This window comes from Streptomyces sp. NBC_01669, assembly GCF_026339735.1.
Classification (GTDB): domain Bacteria; phylum Actinomycetota; class Actinomycetes; order Streptomycetales; family Streptomycetaceae; genus Streptomyces; species Streptomyces yanii.
Window position 1 is genome coordinate 6,836,060 of the sequence record NZ_JAPEQG010000001.1, and the last position, 16,309, is coordinate 6,852,368.

Consider the following 16,309-nt stretch of genomic DNA (forward strand, 5'->3'; position numbering starts at 1 on the left):
GACCGGCGTGACCGACCGTCTCATCGTCCGTGGCGCTCGCGAGCACAACCTCAAGAACGTCTCGCTCGACCTTCCCCGCGACTCCCTCATCGTCTTCACCGGGCTTTCCGGGTCGGGCAAGTCGTCTCTCGCGTTCGACACGATCTTCGCCGAGGGCCAGCGCCGATACGTGGAGTCCCTCTCCTCGTACGCCCGGCAGTTCCTCGGCCAGATGGACAAGCCGGACGTCGATTTCATCGAGGGCCTGTCGCCCGCCGTCTCCATCGATCAGAAGTCGACCTCGCGCAACCCGCGCTCGACGGTCGGCACGATCACCGAGGTGTACGACTACCTCCGGCTGCTCTTCGCCCGGATCGGCAAGCCGCACTGCCCCGAGTGCTCTCGCCCCATCTCCCGCCAGTCGCCGCAGGCCATCGTCGACAAGGTGCTCGGCCTGCCCGAGGGCAGCCGCTTCCAGGTGCTGTCGCCGCTGGTGCGCGAGCGCAAGGGCGAGTTCGTCGACCTCTTCGCCGATCTGCAGACCAAGGGCTACAGCAGGGCCCGGGTCGACGGCGAGACCATCCACCTCTCCGAGCCGCCCACGCTGAAGAAGCAGGAGAAGCACACCATCGAGGTGGTCATCGACCGCCTCACGGTGAAGGACAGCGCCAAGCGCCGGCTGACCGACTCGGTCGAGACCGCGCTCGGGCTCTCCGGCGGCATGGTCGTGCTCGACTTCGTCGACCTCCCGGAGGACGACCCCGAGCGTGAGCGGATGTATTCCGAGCACCTCTACTGCCCGTACGACGACCTCTCCTTCGAAGAGCTGGAGCCGCGCTCCTTCTCCTTCAACTCCCCCTTCGGCGCCTGCCCCGACTGCACGGGCATCGGTACGCGGATGGAGGTCGACCCGGAGCTGATCGTCCCCGACGAGGAGAAGTCCCTCGACGAGGGCGCGATCCACCCCTGGTCGCACGGCCACACCAAGGAGTACTTCGGGCGGCAGATCGACGCGCTCGCCGCAGCCCTCGGATTCCGTACGGACATCCCATGGGCCGGGCTGCCTCAGCGGGCCAAGAAGGCCCTGCTCTTCGGCCACAAGATCCAGACCGAGGTCCGCTACCGCAACCGGTACGGGCGTGAGCGCGCGTACACCACCCCGGCCTTCGAGGGCGCGGTGCAGTTCGTCAAGCGGCGGCACTCCGACGCCGAGAGCGACTCCAGCAGGGAGCGCTTCGAGGGCTACATGCGTGAGGTGCCCTGCCCGACCTGCGAGGGCACCAGGCTGAAGCCGATCGTCCTCGCGGTCACGGTGATGGAGAAGTCCATCGCCCAGGTCGCCGCGATGTCCATCAGCGAGTGCGCCGAATTCCTCGGCCGGATGAAGCTGAACGCCCGCGACAAGAAGATCGCCGAGCGGGTGCTCAAGGAGGTCAACGAGCGGCTGAAGTTCCTCGTCGACGTCGGCCTCGACTATCTCTCGCTGAACCGCGCGGCAGGCACTCTGTCCGGCGGCGAGGCGCAGCGCATCCGGCTCGCCACCCAGATCGGCTCCGGACTCGTCGGCGTGCTGTACGTGCTGGACGAGCCGTCCATCGGCCTGCACCAGCGCGACAACCACCGGCTGATCGAGACGCTGGTCCGGCTCCGTGACATGGGCAACACGCTCATCGTCGTCGAGCACGACGAAGACACCATCAAGGTCGCCGACTGGGTCGTCGACATCGGCCCCGGCGCCGGTGAGCACGGCGGCAAGGTGGTCCACTCCGGCTCGCTCAAGGAACTGCTCGGCAACGAAGAGTCGATCACCGGCCAGTATCTGGTCGGCAAGAAGGCCATCGCGATGCCCGACATCCGGCGCCCGGTCGACCCGACGCGCAGGCTCACGGTGCACGGAGCCCGGGAGAACAACCTCCAGGACATCGACGTCTCCTTCCCGCTCGGGGTGCTCACGGCCGTCACCGGAGTCTCGGGGTCGGGGAAGTCGACACTGGTCAACGACATCCTCTACACCCACCTGGCGCGCGAGCTGAACGGTGCCAAGTCGGTCCCCGGGCGGCACACCCGGGTCGACGGCGACGACCTGGTCGACAAGGTGGTACACGTCGACCAGTCGCCGATCGGCCGTACGCCCCGGTCCAACCCGGCGACGTACACCGGCGTCTTCGACCATGTCCGCAAGCTGTTCGCCGAGACGATGGAGGCGAAGGTGCGCGGCTATCTGCCGGGCCGCTTCTCCTTCAACGTCAAGGGCGGCCGCTGCGAGAACTGCTCCGGCGACGGCACGATCAAGATCGAGATGAACTTCCTGCCGGACGTGTACGTCCCGTGCGAGGTCTGCCACGGGGCGCGGTACAACCGGGAGACGCTGGAGGTCCACTACAAGGGCAAGTCGATCGCCGAGGTGCTGGACATGCCGATCGAGGAGGGTCTGGAGTTCTTCGAGGCCGTCCCGACGATCGCCCGCCATCTCCGTACGCTCCACGAGGTGGGCCTCGGATACGTCAGGCTCGGCCAGTCCGCGCCGACGCTCTCCGGCGGTGAGGCGCAGCGCGTGAAGCTCGCGAGTGAGCTGCAGAAGCGCTCCACCGGCCGCACGGTCTACGTCCTGGACGAGCCGACCACCGGACTGCACTTCGAGGACATCAGCAAACTCATCAAGGTGCTGTCCGGACTGGTCGACAAGGGCAACTCGGTGATCGTCATCGAGCACAACCTCGATGTCATCAAGACCGCGGACTGGGTCATCGACATGGGTCCCGAGGGCGGCAACGGCGGTGGCCTGGTGGTCGCCGAGGGTACGCCGGAGCTGGTCGCGACGGTCCCGGCGAGCCACACGGGCAAGTTCCTCCAGGGCATCCTGGACGCGGACCGGGTGAGCGAGGCGGCGGTGCCCGCAGCGCGGAAGCCCGTGCGGAGGACGGCCGCGAAGAAAGCCGTGGCCGCAAAGTCGTCCCCTGCACGGAGGACGGCGACGGCCAAGACGGATATCGACGGAAGCGCGGCGGCCAAGCCGGCCAAGACGGCTGCGGCGAAGAAGACGACCCGCGCACGCAAGGCCTGACGCGCCGCGCGTCGAGGTGACGGATCCCGGCCGCCAGGCGGGGAACCGTCACCTCGCGGGCAGCCCCGACCGGTCGAGTCCGGCCACGCTCAGCTGCCGACCGGTGACGGCCGGGCGCGGGCGGCAGCAACCGGCGACGGTCTGCCACCGCCCTGCTGCCGCAAGGAGTGGGTGGCCCAACCCGCTGCCGACCCGGCCCGCGTCGGCCGCTGCGGGTCGGTCATGGCTGCTCAGGCGTGGTCGCGACCGGTCCTGACCAGGCATGACCGTCCACGACCGGCCCGGCCGCAGGGCCGCCCGTCTCCGCCGGTATCGTCGGTTCTGTCACTGATGCCGGTGGTGCCCCGGGTGCCTTCCGGTACCCCTGATGCACCCGGCGTCTCCCCGACGCCCCCTCTTCGTCCCACCCCTCTCACCCCGTGGAGTCCGCATGTCCGGCCAGCCCACCGCCCGCCGTACCGTGCTGAAGGGTGCCGCTCTCGCCGGTGTCGCCGGGCTGGGAGTGGCCGCCTGTTCGACCGAATCGAAGCTCGGGCACGCCCAGACGCCGACCCCCACCGCCCCCGTCGAGCTCGGCTTCCCGGACGAGGTGCCGGTCGGCGGGTCCAAGCTCTACCGCGAGCAGCGGGTCGTCGTCAGCTGCCCGGCCAAGGGTGAGTTCAAGGCGTTCAGCGCCCAGTGCACCCACGCGGGCTGCCTGCTGGACAAGGTCGAGGACAACGAGGGGAACTGCCCCTGCCACGGCAGCCGCTTCGACACGACCACCGGCAAGGCGGTGCAGGGTCCGGCCACCGTGCCGCTGCCCTCCGTCCCGGTCAAGGTCGAGGGCGGAAAGCTGATCGCCGGTCCTGACGCCTGACGCCCGACGCCCCGGGCCGGGTCAGGTGAACGCTACGGTGCCGGCCGGTGAGGGTGAGGTCCGCGCGGTCACGGCGCGGCGCCCCGCCGACACCTGGGTGAAGCGGACCTGCAGCCGGGTGTCGAAGAGCAGCTCGGTGACGAGCACCCCCGTCTCCTGGTCCCGGCGGATCCGGCCCGCCCGGCAGTTCTCCCGGGCCGCCACCGCCACCCGCGCAGGATCGCGGCCCGGATCGCCGCGGTACACGGCGAGGTAGCGGTCGATCCCGTTGTGGTGGGTCCGTACGACATGCTGCGAGTCCCGGCACTGCATCTCCCGGCCGGCCCCGATCCGTACCCGCTCCTGGTGCCCCACCGTGTGCAGTCCGCCGTCGGCAGGCGACCCCAGCGCGTCGAGCAGCCGCTCCACCGCCCCGGCCGCCTTCATCAGCGAGCGATACGATCGCGCCGCCGGGCGCTCGGCGTCCGCGCGGGCGTCCCCGGCCCGCAGGAGCCGCAGCAGTGAGTCGCCCGGCAGCCGCAGCACCTCCTCCAGTGCTTCCACCGCCCGCAGGGACTCGGCGCGCTGCGGGCGCCGGGCGCCCTGCTTCCAGTAACTGAGGCTGGTCACACCGACCTTCACCCCGCGGTGTGCGAGATGGTGCTGCACCCGCTGGAGGGGGAGTCCGCGGACCGACAGAGCGGTGCGCAGCGCCAGATGGAACGGGCCGGTGTGCAGCACCCGCGCCAGTTCGGCCTCGATGTGCTGCATGACGTGCCTCCGGTGAACGTTCACGACACGGGCGGCGGGACCGCGCCGGGGGGAGTGGGGCGGCAGTTCGCCGGGGGCGGACCGTTCACGCATCCGCCTCACCGCTCACACCGCGATGTTCCCCCGCATTGAAGCGTGTTGATCCGTCCCCGACAACGGTTGATGCTCCCTCAGCAGCGTCCGGACGCGCTCCTCCGATTACCCCACCCCCCCCACCCTGTTCACCGTCGTCGCCCCGCCCTGGCGGCCGCCCACGACGCCGCCACCGACCCTGGACACCTGTCCGGATTCCTGGCCCGGGAGGGCGCGGCCACCAGGCGGCCGCACCACGCGTCAAGGGCGGCGCCGTCCCCGTGCGCACCCCGGCGAGCCGGGGATGGACGCCCGGTATGTCCGGAAAGGCGGCCGTGTGCTTCCGCTGGGCCAGGACGCGGCCCGGGCGGTCGGCGCCCGTGGCCCGACATCGGACGCCCACCGCCCCGGGTGCAGGAGGATGACCGGAACAAGCTCCTCGGCTCCGGCTGTGCCCGCTCCGGCAGGGCGGGCGGCTGTGCGGCGGACGGCATCACCCCGGACGTCACCGCACTGTCACTGCCCGCAAGTAGGGTGGGAGACATGGCAGACCCCTCCAGCTACCGCCCCAAGCCGGGACAGATCCCCGACTCCCCGGGGGTCTACAGATTCCGTGACGAGCACCGCCGGGTGATCTACGTCGGGAAGGCGAAGAGCCTGCGCCAGCGCCTGGCCAACTACTTCCAGGACCTGGCCAATCTCCACCCCCGTACGCGCACGATGGTCACCACGGCCGCCTCCGTCGAGTGGACCGTCGTCGCCACCGAGGTCGAGGCGCTCCAGCTGGAGTACTCCTGGATCAAGGAGTACGACCCCCGGTTCAACGTCAAGTACCGGGACGACAAGAGCTATCCGTACCTCGCGGTCACGCTCAACGAGGAGTTCCCGCGCGTGCAGGTCATGCGCGGTGCCAAGAAGAAGGGCGTGCGCTACTTCGGTCCGTACGGGCACGCCTGGGCGATCCGCGAGACCGTCGACCTGATGCTCCGGGTCTTTCCCGTACGCACGTGCTCCGCCGGTGTCTTCAAGAACGCCACGCGGACCGGCCGCCCCTGCCTCCTCGGCTACATCGGCAAGTGCTCGGCGCCCTGCGTCGGCCGGGTCACCCCCGAGGAACACCGCGAACTGGCGGACGATTTCTGCGACTTCATGGCCGGCCGCACGGGCACGTACATCCGCCGCCTGGAGAAGGACATGATGGCGGCGGCCGAGGAGATGGAGTACGAGCGGGCCGCCCGGCTCCGCGACGACGTGGAGGCCCTCAAGCGGGCCATGGAGAAGAGCGCCGTCGTCCTCGCCGACGCCACCGACGCCGACCTGATCGCGCTCGCCGAGGACGAGCTCGAGGCCGCTGTGCAGATCTTCCACGTCCGCGGCGGCCGGGTGCGCGGCCAGCGCGGCTGGGTCACCGACAAGGTCGAGGCGGTCGACACCTCGGACCTCGTCGAGCACGCCCTGCAGCAGCTGTACGGGGAGGAGACGGGCGACTCCGTCCCCAAGGAGGTCCTCGTCCCGGCCCTTCCGGAGGACCCGGAAGCGGTCTCCCAGTGGCTCGCCGACCGCCGGGGCTCCCAGGTCAGCCTGCGCATCCCGCAGCGCGGTGACAAGAAGGACCTGATGGTGACGGTCCAGCGCAACGCCCAGCAGGCCCTGGGGCTGCACAAGACCAAGCGCGCCTCCGATCTGACGACCCGCTCCCGCGCCCTGGAGGAGATCGCCGAGGCGCTCGGCCTCGATTCGGCTCCGCTGCGCATCGAATGCTTCGACATCTCCCATCTCCAGGGCGACGACGTGGTCGCCTCCATGGTCGTCTTCGAGGACGGTCTGGCCCGCAAGAGCGAGTACCGCCGCTTCCAGATCAAGGGCTTCGAGGGCCAGGACGATGTCCGCTCGATGCACGAGGTGATCGGCCGCCGCTTCAAGCGGTACCTGCAGGAGAAGGAACGGACGGGGGAGTGGGAGACCCCTGCCCCCACCGGAGCCGTCCCGGCCCCGGAAGCCTCCGATGCCGACCCCTTCGAGGTCGGGTCCCGCGAGGACGACGGCCGCCCCAAGCGGTTCGCCTACCCGCCGCAGCTCGTGGTGGTCGACGGCGGCCAGCCGCAGGTCGCCGCGGCCATGCGGGCCCTCGACGAGCTGGGGATCGACGACGTCGCCGTCTGCGGCCTCGCCAAGCGTCTCGAAGAGGTCTGGCTGCCCGAAGACGACGACCCCGTGGTCCTTCCCCGCTCCAGTGAGGGCCTCTACCTCCTGCAACGCGTCCGCGACGAGGCGCACCGCTTCGCCATCACCTATCAGCGCGCCAAGCGGGCCAAGCGCATCCGCTCCAGCCCTCTCGATGCGGTCGCCGGACTCGGCGAGACCAGGAAGCAGGCGTTGATCAAGCATTTCGGCTCCGTGAAGAAGCTGAAGCAGGCGACAATCGACGAGATCTGCGAGGTTCCGGGAATAGGCCGCAGGACGGCGGAATCAGTGGCTGTCGCCCTCGCCTCGACCGCCCCGGCCGCGCCCGCCGTGAACACGGCGACAGGAGAGATCATTGAAGAGGACGACGGGGGCAGCGCAACATGACTGAGCACGAGCAGGAACAAGAGCACAATCAGCAGCACGAGCACGAGCACGAGCACGAGCACGAGCACGAGCACGAGCACGAGCACGACCGCACAGACCGAGCAGACGGAGCAGGACACGTGAGTACGGGCACCACGATCGAGACGGGCGACGCCAGTGCGGCCATCCCCGAGCTGGTGATCATCTCCGGTATGTCGGGTGCCGGGCGGTCCACCGCCGCCAAATGTCTGGAGGACCTCGGCTGGTTCGTCGTCGACAACCTGCCGCCCGCGCTGATCCCCACCATGGTGGAGCTCGGTGCCCGGTCGCAGGGCAATGTGGCCCGGATCGCTGTCGTCGTCGACGTGCGCGGCCGCCGCTTCTTCGACAACCTCCGGGAATCCCTCGCCGACCTCGAGGCCAAGCACGTCACCCGGCGGATCGTCTTCCTGGAGTCCTCCGACGACGCGCTGGTCCGCCGCTTCGAATCGGTCCGCCGCCCGCACCCCCTCCAGGGTGACGGCCGCATCGTCGACGGCATCGCGGCCGAGCGCGACCTGCTGCGCGAGCTGCGCGGCGACGCCGACCTGGTGATCGACACCTCCAGCCTCAACGTGCACGAGCTGCGCGCCAAGATGGACGCCCAGTTCGCCGGCGACGAGGAGCCGGAGCTGCGGGCGACCGTGATGTCGTTCGGCTTCAAGTACGGCCTGCCGGTCGACGCCGACCTGGTGGTGGACTGCCGCTTCCTGCCCAACCCGCACTGGGTCCCGGAGCTGCGCCCGTTCACCGGGCTCAACGAGGAGGTGTCGGCGTACGTCTTCGACCAGCCGGGCGCCAAGGAGTTCCTCAACCAGTACACCGAGCTGCTGCAGCTCGTCGCCGCGGGCTACCGCCGCGAGGGCAAGCGCTATGTGACGATCGCCGTCGGCTGCACCGGCGGCAAGCACCGCTCCGTCGCGATGTCGGAGAAGCTCGCCGCGCGGCTCGCCACCGAGGGAATCGAGACCGTCCTCGTCCACCGGGACATGGGGCGCGAGTGACCAGCCGTAATCTGCGCCTGCGGCGGCTGCGCAGAGCCACTTCTGCGCTCTCCGCCCGCAAGCGCGGCGCCCCGCATCCCAAGGTCGTCGCCCTCGGCGGCGGCATGGGCCTGTCCGCGTCGCTCGCGGCGCTGCGCCGGATCACCGGCGATCTCACCGCCGTGGTCACCGTCGCCGACGACGGCGGCTCCAGCGGCCGGCTCCGCGAGGAGCTGGGCGTCCTGCCGCCCGGCGACCTCCGGAAGGCGCTCGCCGCGCTCTGCGGCGACGACGACTGGGGCCAGACCTGGGCCCAGGTCATCCAGCACCGCTTCCAGTCCAAGGGCGATCTGCACGAGCACGCGGTCGGCAATCTGCTGATCGTCGCCCTGTGGGAGCAGCTCGGCGACCATGTGCAGGCACTGGACCTGGTCGGCAAGCTCCTCGGCGCGCACGGCCGGGTGCTGCCCATGTCCGCCGTGCCGCTGGAGCTCCAGGCGCTCGTACGGGGCCACGACCCGGCCCGTCCGGATGAGGTGGACACGGTGCGCGGCCAGGCGACGGTGGCGCTCACCCCCGGTGAGGTGCAGTCCGTGCACCTCGTCCCGAACGACCCGCCGGCCGTCCCGGAGGCGGTCGAAGCGGTCCTGGACGCGGACTGGGTGGTGCTCGGCCCGGGATCGTGGTTCTCCTCCGTGATCCCGCATCTGCTCGTACCGGAACTGCTCGACGCGCTCGTCGTGACGAAGGCCCGCAAGGTCCTCTCGCTCAACCTCGCACCGCAACCCGGTGAAACTGATGGCTTCTCTCCGCAGCGTCATTTGGAGGTTTTGGGACGACACGCCCCTAAACTCGCCCTGGACGTGGTGCTGGCCGACGAAGCCGCCGTGCCCGATCGCGAGTCCCTCGCCGATGCCGCCAAGCGGCTCGGTGCCGCGGTCGAGCTGGCGCCGGTGGCCTCACCCGACGGCGTTCCGATCCATGATCCGGAGCTGTTGGCTGCCGCGTACGACCGTATTTTTCGGATGCATGGAAGGATCGGCCCATGGCGATGACGCCAGCGGTGAAGGACGAAATCTCTCGGCTTCCCGTGACCCGGACCTGCTGCAGGAAGGCAGAGGTTTCGGCGATTCTTCGGTTCGCGGGCGGGCTGCACCTGGTGAGTGGCCGGATTGTGATCGAGGCGGAGCTGGACACCGCGATGGCGGCACGCCGGCTGAAGCGGGACATTCTCGAGATCTTCGGGCACAGCTCGGAGCTGATCGTGATGGCCCCCGGCGGTCTGCGGCGCGGCTCCCGCTATGTCGTACGGGTGGTGGCGGGCGGCGACCAGCTGGCCCGCCAGACGGGTCTGGTGGACGGCCGCGGCCGCCCGATCCGCGGTCTGCCGCCGCAGGTGGTCTCGGGGGCAACCTGCGATGCCGAGGCGGCCTGGCGCGGGGCCTTCCTGGCCCACGGCTCGCTCACCGAGCCGGGCCGCTCCTCCTCGCTGGAGGTGACCTGCCCGGGCCCGGAGGCGGCGCTCGCGCTGGTCGGCGCGGCCCGCAGGCTCTCCATCGCGGCGAAGGCACGCGAGGTGCGCGGCGTCGACCGGGTCGTCGTCCGCGACGGCGACGCGATCGGTGCCCTGCTCACCCGGCTCGGCGCCCATGAGTCGGTGCTGGCCTGGGAGGAGCGGCGGATGCGCCGCGAGGTCCGCGCCACCGCCAACCGGCTGGCCAACTTCGACGACGCCAATCTGCGCCGCTCCGCGCGGGCCGCGGTGGCGGCGGGTGCCCGCGTGGGGCGTGCCCTGGAGATCCTGGGCGAAGAGGTGCCCGAGCACCTCGCGGCGGCCGGACGGCTGCGCATGGAACACAAGCAGGCCTCCCTGGAGGAACTGGGCGCGCTCGCGGACCCGCCGCTGACGAAGGACGCGGTGGCCGGCCGGATCCGCCGGCTCCTGGCCATGGCCGACAAGCGGGCCCAGGACCTCGGTATCCCGGGGACGGAATCCACCCTGAGTGAGGAGCTCGCCGACGGCCTGGTGGGCTGAGCGGAAACGGCGGCGAAAGTCGGCCGAAAGCGGAACGCGCGGCAATACCGCAGCTGTTGACAGTCAGTAATCATTGCTGTGTGTGCGGTCGGATATCCGGAGGCCCGTACTCCTACCGGGGAGATACGGGTCTCCGCGTCGCTTCCGGCGCCGCTCGATGTCACTCACGGGCACTTGGAGAGGTAGGGTCGGAGGCGGTCGGGGACATCCCATACAACTCGCCGGCGTCGAAAACCGGCGTACCTAACGAGGAGATCGGTTCGTGACGATCCGCGTAGGCATCAACGGCTTTGGCCGCATCGGTCGTAACTACTTCCGCGCGCTGCTGGAGCAGGGTGCGGACATCGAGATCGTGGCTGTCAACGACCTGGGTGACACTGCGACCACGGCCCACCTTCTGAAGTACGACACCATTCTGGGTCGTCTGAAGGCCGAGGTCAGCCACACCGCCGACAGCATCACCGTCGACGGCCACACCATCAAGGTGCTCTCCGAGCGCAACCCGGCCGACATCCCCTGGGGTGAGCTGGGCGTCGACGTCGTCATCGAGTCGACCGGCATCTTCACCAAGAAGGCCGACGCCGAGAAGCACATCGCCGGTGGTGCCAAGAAGGTCCTCATCTCGGCTCCGGCCAAGGACGAGGACATCACCATCGTGATGGGCGTCAACGAGGACAAGTACGACGCGGCCAACCACCACGTCATCTCCAACGCCTCCTGCACCACCAACTGTGTTGCGCCGATGGCCAAGGTTCTGGACGAGAACTTCGGCATCGTCAAGGGCCTCATGACGACGGTTCACGCGTACACGAACGACCAGCGCATCCTGGACTTCCCGCACTCCGACCTGCGTCGCGCCCGTGCCGCCGCGGAGAACATCATCCCGACCACGACCGGTGCCGCCAAGGCCACCGCTCTGGTGCTCCCTCAGCTCAAGGGCAAGCTCGACGGCATCGCGATGCGCGTTCCGGTCCCGACCGGCTCGGTCACCGACCTGGTCATCACGCTGGAGCGCGAGGTCACCCGCGACGAGGTCAACGCCGCCTTCCAGAAGGCCGCCGAGGGCCCCCTCAAGGGCAAGCTCGTCTACACCCAGGACCCGATCGTGTCCTCGGACATCGTCTCGGACCCGGCGTCCTGCACCTTCGACTCCCTGCTGACCATGGCAGAGGGTACGCAGGTCAAGGTCATCGGCTGGTACGACAACGAGTGGGGCTACTCCAACCGCCTCGTCGACCTGACCGTGTTCGTCGGCAGCCAGCTCTGACCGTCGAATCGGCAGGCACCTCGATGTGAGCACGGGGCTCGGACGGCGCAACGCAGCGCCGTTCGAGCCCCGTTGCATGCTCTCCCGCCCTCCAAGGAGTCCAGCAAGATGAAGACGATCGACGAACTTCTCGCCGAAGGGGTCACCGGCAAGCGCGTATTCGTCCGCGCCGACCTCAACGTGCCGCTGAGCGGCACCACCATCACCGACGACGGCCGCATCCGCGCCGTTCAGCCGACCGTGGAGAAGCTCGCCGCGGCCGGTGCGAAGGTCATCGTCGCCTCGCACCTGGGCCGCCCCAAGGGCGCCCCGGACCCGGCCTTCTCCCTGGCCCCCGCCGCCGCCCGGCTCGGCGAGCTGATCGGCGCCGACGTCGCCTTCGCGACCGACACGGTCGGCGAGTCCGCCCGCGCCACGGTCGCAGCCCTCACCGACGGCCGGGTCGCCGTCATCGAGAACCTCCGCTTCAACCCCGGCGAGACGTCGAAGGACGACGCCGAGCGCGGCGCGTTCGCCGACCAGCTCGCCGAACTCGCCGATGTGTACGTGGGCGACGGCTTCGGAGCGGTCCACCGTAAGCACGCCTCGGTCTTCGACCTCCCGGCCCGACTGCCGCACGCCGCGGGCGACCTGATCGCCACCGAGGTCGGCGTCCTGAAGAAGCTCACCGAGGACGTCGCGCGTCCGTACGCCGTCGTGCTCGGCGGCTCCAAGGTCTCCGACAAGCTCGGCGTCATCGACCACCTCCTGGAGCGGGCCGACCGCATCCTCATCGGCGGTGGCATGGCGTACACCTTCCTCAAGGCCCAGGGCCACGAGGTCGGCAGCTCCCTCCTGCAGGAGGACCAGATCCCGGCGGTGCTGGAGTATCTGAAGCGCGCCGAGGAGAAGGGCGTGGAGTTCGTGCTCCCCGTCGACGTCGTGGTCTCCGAGCAGTTCCCGGACCTCAAGACCAAGGCGCCGACCCAGCACAGCACCGTGCCCGCGCACGTCATCCCGGCCGGCGTGATGGGTCTGGACAACGGACCCGAGACCAACAAGCTGTACGCCTCGAAGCTCGCCGACGCCGTCACCGTCTTCTGGAACGGCCCGATGGGCGTCTTCGAGCACCCCGACTACGCCGAGGGCACCCGGGCCGTCGCCCAGGCCCTCGTCGACTCCGAGGGCTTCAGCGTCGTGGGCGGTGGCGACTCCGCCGCTGCCGTCCGCATCCTGGGCTTCGACGAGAACGCATTCGGCCACATCTCGACCGGTGGCGGCGCCAGCCTCGAATACCTCGAGGGCAAGACGCTTCCCGGCCTCGCCGCACTGGAGGACTGACCTTTCATGAGCACCCGTACCCCGCTGATGGCGGGCAACTGGAAGATGAACCTCAACCACCTCGAGGCCATCGCACACGTCCAGAAGCTCGCCTTCGCCCTGGCCGACAAGGACTACGACGCCGTCGAGGTCGCCGTCCTGCCGCCCTTCACCGACCTGCGCTCGGTGCAGACGCTGGTCGACGGCGACAAACTGAAGATCAAGTACGGCGCCCAGGACATCTCGGCGCACGACTCCGGCGCGTACACCGGTGAGATCTCCGGCCCCATGCTCGCCAAGCTGAAGTGCACCTATGTCGCGATCGGCCACTCCGAGCGGCGCCAGTACCACCACGAGACCGACGAGATCGTCAACGCCAAGGTGAAGGCCGCCTACAAGCACGGCCTGACCCCGATCCTGTGCGTCGGCGAGGAGGAGTCGGTCCGTGAGGAGGGCCGCCACGTCGCGCACACCCTCGCGCAGGTCGACGGCGCGCTCAAGGACATCCCGGCCGAGCAGGCCGAGACCATCGTGATCGCGTACGAGCCGGTCTGGGCCATCGGGACCGGCAAGGTCTGCGGCTCCGACGACGCCCAGGAGGTCTGCGGGGCCATCCGCGGCCGGCTCGCCGAGCTGTACTCCCAGGAGCTGGCCGACACGGTCCGCATCCAGTACGGCGGCTCCGTGAAGTCGGGGAATGTCGCGGAGATCATGGCGAAGCCCGACATCGACGGTGCGCTGATCGGCGGCGCCGCGCTCGACGCGGACGAGTTCGTCAAGATCGTCCGCTTCCGCGACCAGTGAGTATGCGGTAGCGCCGATCCGTCGTACCCTTGCGGGGGCCGTGGGGGTCATTGTCCTCCCGGCCCCCGTTGTCCGTTAGAGCAGTCCAAGGGAATTCCGGAAAGTAGGGACCAGCCGTGGTTATGGGGTTCTCGATCGCCCTGATCGTCTTCAGCCTGCTGCTGATGCTGCTGGTGCTGATGCACAAGGGAAAGGGCGGCGGCCTCTCCGACATGTTCGGTGGCGGTATGCAGTCGTCCGTCGGTGGCTCCTCGGTCGCCGAGCGAAACCTCGACCGGATCACCGTGGTGGTCGGTCTGGGTTGGTTCGCATGCATTGTTGTGCTTGGTCTGCTGATGAAGCTGGACAACTGACCCGGCGTCCGCGATTCCCGGTGAGGGTGTAACTCCTTTCACTGGACGCGCGTTGGGCCTTACGTAGACTGGGGCATCTTCGAGCACCATCACGCAGGGAGTTACGACCGTGGCAAGTGGCAACGCGATCCGGGGAAGCCGGGTCGGAGCGGGGCCGATGGGGGAGGCCGAGCGGGGCGAGTCCGCGCCGCGTCTCCGCATCTCCTTCTGGTGCTCGAACGGGCACGAGACGCAGCCGAGCTTCGCCAGTGACGCGCAGACACCGGACACTTGGGACTGCCCGCGCTGTGGCTTCCCGGCCGGTCAGGACCGGGACAACCCGCCGGACCCGCCGCGCACCGAACCGTACAAGACGCACCTTGCGTACGTACGTGAGCGGCGCAGCGATGCGGACGGCGAGGCCATCCTCGCCGAGGCCCTGGCCAAACTCCGGGGCGAAATCTAGTTTTTGTTCACCGGCCGGTCACCCCATGGGTGCCCGGCCGGAGTGCATTTGTCGGCGCCGCAGCTCTCCGTCGCCTCGTCAACCCCTCTGATCAATTAAGTTGGAGGGGCAGCGGGGCATGTGCACGTACGAGAAGAAGTGGGCTGATATCCGGGATGAACGCACAAAGCCGAACCAAGCTGAATCACACGCCCGAGTGGACCGCTCTCGGCAAGCACCGTGAGCAGTTCGGGCAGACGCATCTGCGGCAGCTGTTCGCCGACGATCCGGAGCGCGGGGCCGGATATACCCTCCGGGTCGGCGATCTGTATCTCGACTACTCCAAGCACCTGGTCACCGACGAGACGCTCCGGCTGCTGCGCGAGCTCGCCGACGCCACCGGAGTCGCCGAGCTGCGTGACGCCATGTTCCGCGGCGAGAAGATCAATACCACCGAGGACCGCGCCGTCCTGCACACCGCGCTGCGCGCCCCGCGCGACGCCGTGATCGAGGTCGACGGCGAGAACGTGGTGCCTGCCGTGCACGCCGTGCTCGACAAGATGGCGGCCTTCGCCGACCGCATCAGGTCGGGGGAGTGGACCGGCCACACCGGCAAGCCGATCAAGAACATCGTCAACATCGGCATCGGCGGCTCCGACCTCGGCCCCGCCATGGCGTACGAGGTGCTGCGCTCCTTCACGGACCGCTCGCTCACCGTCCGCTTCGTGTCGAACGTCGACGGCGCCGACCTGCACGAGGCCGTTCGCGACCTCGACCCCGCCGAGACGCTGTTCATCGTCGCGTCGAAGACCTTCACCACGATCGAGACGATCACCAACGCCACCTCCGCCCGCAACTGGCTGCTGACCGGACTTCGGGCCGAGCAGGACGCGGTCGCGAAGCACTTCGTGGCGCTCTCGACCAACGCCGAGAAGGTCGCGGACTTCGGCATCGACACCGCCAACATGTTCGAGTTCTGGGACTGGGTCGGCGGCCGCTACTCGTACGACTCGGCCATCGGTCTCTCGCTGATGATCGCCATCGGACCGGACCGGTTCCGCGAGATGCTCGACGGCTTCCACCTCGTCGACGAACACTTCCGCACCGCCCCGGCGGAGGCCAACGCCCCTCTGCTGCTGGGCCTGCTGGGCATCTGGTACGGCGGATTCTTCGACGCCCAGTCGCATGCCGTACTGCCGTACAGCCACTATCTGTCCAAGTTCACCGCCTACTTGCAGCAGCTGGACATGGAGTCCAACGGCAAGTCCGTGGACCGGGACGGCAATCCGGTCGAGTGGCAGACCGGACCGGTCGTCTGGGGCACGCCCGGCACCAACGGGCAGCACGCCTACTACCAGCTGATCCACCAGGGCACCAAGGTCATCCCGGCCGACTTCATCGGCTTCGCCGAGCCGGTCGCCGACCTGCTGCCCGGGCTCGTCGCCCAGCACGATCTGCTGATGGCCAACTTCTTCGCCCAGACCCAGGCGCTGGCCTTCGGCAAGACGCCGGACGAGGTCCGCGCGGAGGGCGTCGCCGAGGAGCTGGTGCCGCACAAGACGTTCCGGGGCAACCACCCCACGACGACGATCCTCGCGGACAGGCTGACGCCGTCCGTGCTCGGCCAGCTCATCGCCCTGTACGAGCACAAGGTCTTCGTCCAGGGCGCCGTCTGGAACATCGACTCCTTCGACCAGTGGGGCGTCGAGCTCGGCAAGGTTCTCGCCAAGAAGATCGAGCCGGTGCTGACCGAGGGCACAGGGGGCGAGCAGCTGGACAGCTCGACCGCCGCCCTCGTCGCCGCGTACCGTACGCGGCGGGGCCGCTGATC

Annotated in this window: 12 protein-coding genes and 1 pseudogene; 12 read left to right on the forward strand and 1 reads right to left on the reverse strand. The window is 69.2% G+C overall.

All coding sequences use genetic code 11. From position 1 onward, the window contains the following. Positions 1 to 7 precede the first annotated feature (7 nt). Together uvrA and OG972_RS30600 are read left to right on the forward strand one after the other, a co-directional pair. Positions 8 to 3,043 carry an excinuclease ABC subunit UvrA gene (uvrA, locus tag OG972_RS30595; protein ID WP_266986910.1) on the forward strand — a complete coding sequence of 1,012 codons (3,036 nt, stop codon included), beginning with the start codon at positions 8 to 10 and terminating at the stop codon, positions 3,041 to 3,043. Between the two features lie 430 nt (positions 3,044 to 3,473). Continuing rightward, positions 3,474 to 3,902: a Rieske (2Fe-2S) protein gene (locus OG972_RS30600; RefSeq protein ID WP_266986912.1), complete on the forward strand. Its 429-nt coding sequence runs from the start codon at positions 3,474 to 3,476 to the stop codon at positions 3,900 to 3,902. Here OG972_RS30600 and OG972_RS30605 read toward each other — a convergent pair. Beyond that, positions 3,859 to 4,652, reverse strand: a pseudogene (locus OG972_RS30605) (hypothetical protein). The gene OG972_RS30600 and the pseudogene OG972_RS30605 sit on opposite strands and share 44 nt — an antisense overlap. A 615-nt stretch (positions 4,653 to 5,267) precedes the next feature. Here OG972_RS30605 and uvrC point away from each other — a divergent pair. The 10 genes from uvrC (at position 5,268) to pgi (ending at position 16,307) form a co-directional block, all read left to right on the forward strand. Further along, positions 5,268 to 7,295, forward strand: coding sequence for an excinuclease ABC subunit UvrC (gene uvrC / locus OG972_RS30610; RefSeq protein WP_266986914.1), 2,028 nt, complete (start codon positions 5,268 to 5,270; stop codon positions 7,293 to 7,295). Continuing rightward, the gene (rapZ, locus tag OG972_RS30615) at positions 7,292 to 8,317 is read left to right on the forward strand and encodes an RNase adapter RapZ (RefSeq protein WP_266986916.1); all 1,026 of its coding nucleotides are present in this window, start codon (positions 7,292 to 7,294) and stop codon (positions 8,315 to 8,317) included. Before uvrC ends, rapZ begins: the two co-directional genes overlap by 4 nt. Beyond that, a complete protein-coding gene (gene yvcK, locus OG972_RS30620; protein WP_266986918.1) occupies positions 8,314 to 9,351 on the forward strand; it encodes a uridine diphosphate-N-acetylglucosamine-binding protein YvcK in 1,038 nt (345 codons plus the stop codon). Before rapZ ends, yvcK begins: the two co-directional genes overlap by 4 nt. Next, positions 9,342 to 10,331, forward strand: coding sequence for a DNA-binding protein WhiA (gene whiA / locus OG972_RS30625; protein ID WP_030919772.1), 990 nt, complete (start codon positions 9,342 to 9,344; stop codon positions 10,329 to 10,331). The genes yvcK and whiA overlap by 10 nt, the downstream gene beginning before the upstream one ends. Before the next feature lie 262 nt (positions 10,332 to 10,593). Then, positions 10,594 to 11,598: a type I glyceraldehyde-3-phosphate dehydrogenase gene (gene gap / locus OG972_RS30630; protein WP_266986920.1), complete on the forward strand. Its 1,005-nt coding sequence runs from the start codon at positions 10,594 to 10,596 to the stop codon at positions 11,596 to 11,598. Positions 11,599 to 11,706: 108 nt separating this feature from the next. Continuing rightward, complete coding sequence (pgk, locus tag OG972_RS30635) at positions 11,707 to 12,918, forward strand: phosphoglycerate kinase (RefSeq protein WP_266986922.1); 1,212 nt, start codon at positions 11,707 to 11,709, stop codon at positions 12,916 to 12,918. A 6-nt stretch (positions 12,919 to 12,924) separates the two neighbouring features. Beyond that, on the forward strand, positions 12,925 to 13,701 hold the full coding sequence (tpiA, locus tag OG972_RS30640; RefSeq protein WP_266986924.1) for a triose-phosphate isomerase: 777 nt from the start codon (positions 12,925 to 12,927) through the stop codon (positions 13,699 to 13,701). A gap of 116 nt (positions 13,702 to 13,817) precedes the next feature. After that, the gene (gene secG / locus OG972_RS30645; RefSeq protein WP_078839980.1) at positions 13,818 to 14,054 is read left to right on the forward strand and encodes a preprotein translocase subunit SecG; all 237 of its coding nucleotides are present in this window, start codon (positions 13,818 to 13,820) and stop codon (positions 14,052 to 14,054) included. A 109-nt stretch (positions 14,055 to 14,163) separates the two neighbouring features. After that, complete coding sequence (locus OG972_RS30650) at positions 14,164 to 14,499, forward strand: RNA polymerase-binding protein RbpA (RefSeq protein ID WP_078839979.1); 336 nt, start codon at positions 14,164 to 14,166, stop codon at positions 14,497 to 14,499. Between the two features lie 155 nt (positions 14,500 to 14,654). Continuing rightward, entirely contained in the window at positions 14,655 to 16,307 is a 1,653-nt protein-coding gene (pgi, locus tag OG972_RS30655; RefSeq protein ID WP_266986930.1) for a glucose-6-phosphate isomerase, read from the forward strand. Positions 16,308 to 16,309 lie beyond the last annotated feature (2 nt).

Bases quoted from the DNA above. Each gene is read 5' to 3' on its own strand.
- OG972_RS30600 (WP_266986912.1), top strand. From the start codon at position 3,474: ATGTCCGGCCAGCCCACCGCCCGCCGTACCGTGCTGAAGGGTGCCGCT.
- uvrC (WP_266986914.1), top strand. From the start codon at position 5,268: ATGGCAGACCCCTCCAGCTACCGCCCCAAGCCGGGACAGATCCCCGAC.
- rapZ (WP_266986916.1), top strand. From the start codon at position 7,292: ATGACTGAGCACGAGCAGGAACAAGAGCACAATCAGCAGCACGAGCAC.
- whiA (WP_030919772.1), top strand. From the start codon at position 9,342: ATGGCGATGACGCCAGCGGTGAAGGACGAAATCTCTCGGCTTCCCGTG.
- pgk (WP_266986922.1), top strand. From the start codon at position 11,707: ATGAAGACGATCGACGAACTTCTCGCCGAAGGGGTCACCGGCAAGCGC.
- tpiA (WP_266986924.1), top strand. From the start codon at position 12,925: ATGAGCACCCGTACCCCGCTGATGGCGGGCAACTGGAAGATGAACCTC.
- pgi (WP_266986930.1), top strand. From the start codon at position 14,655: ATGAACGCACAAAGCCGAACCAAGCTGAATCACACGCCCGAGTGGACC.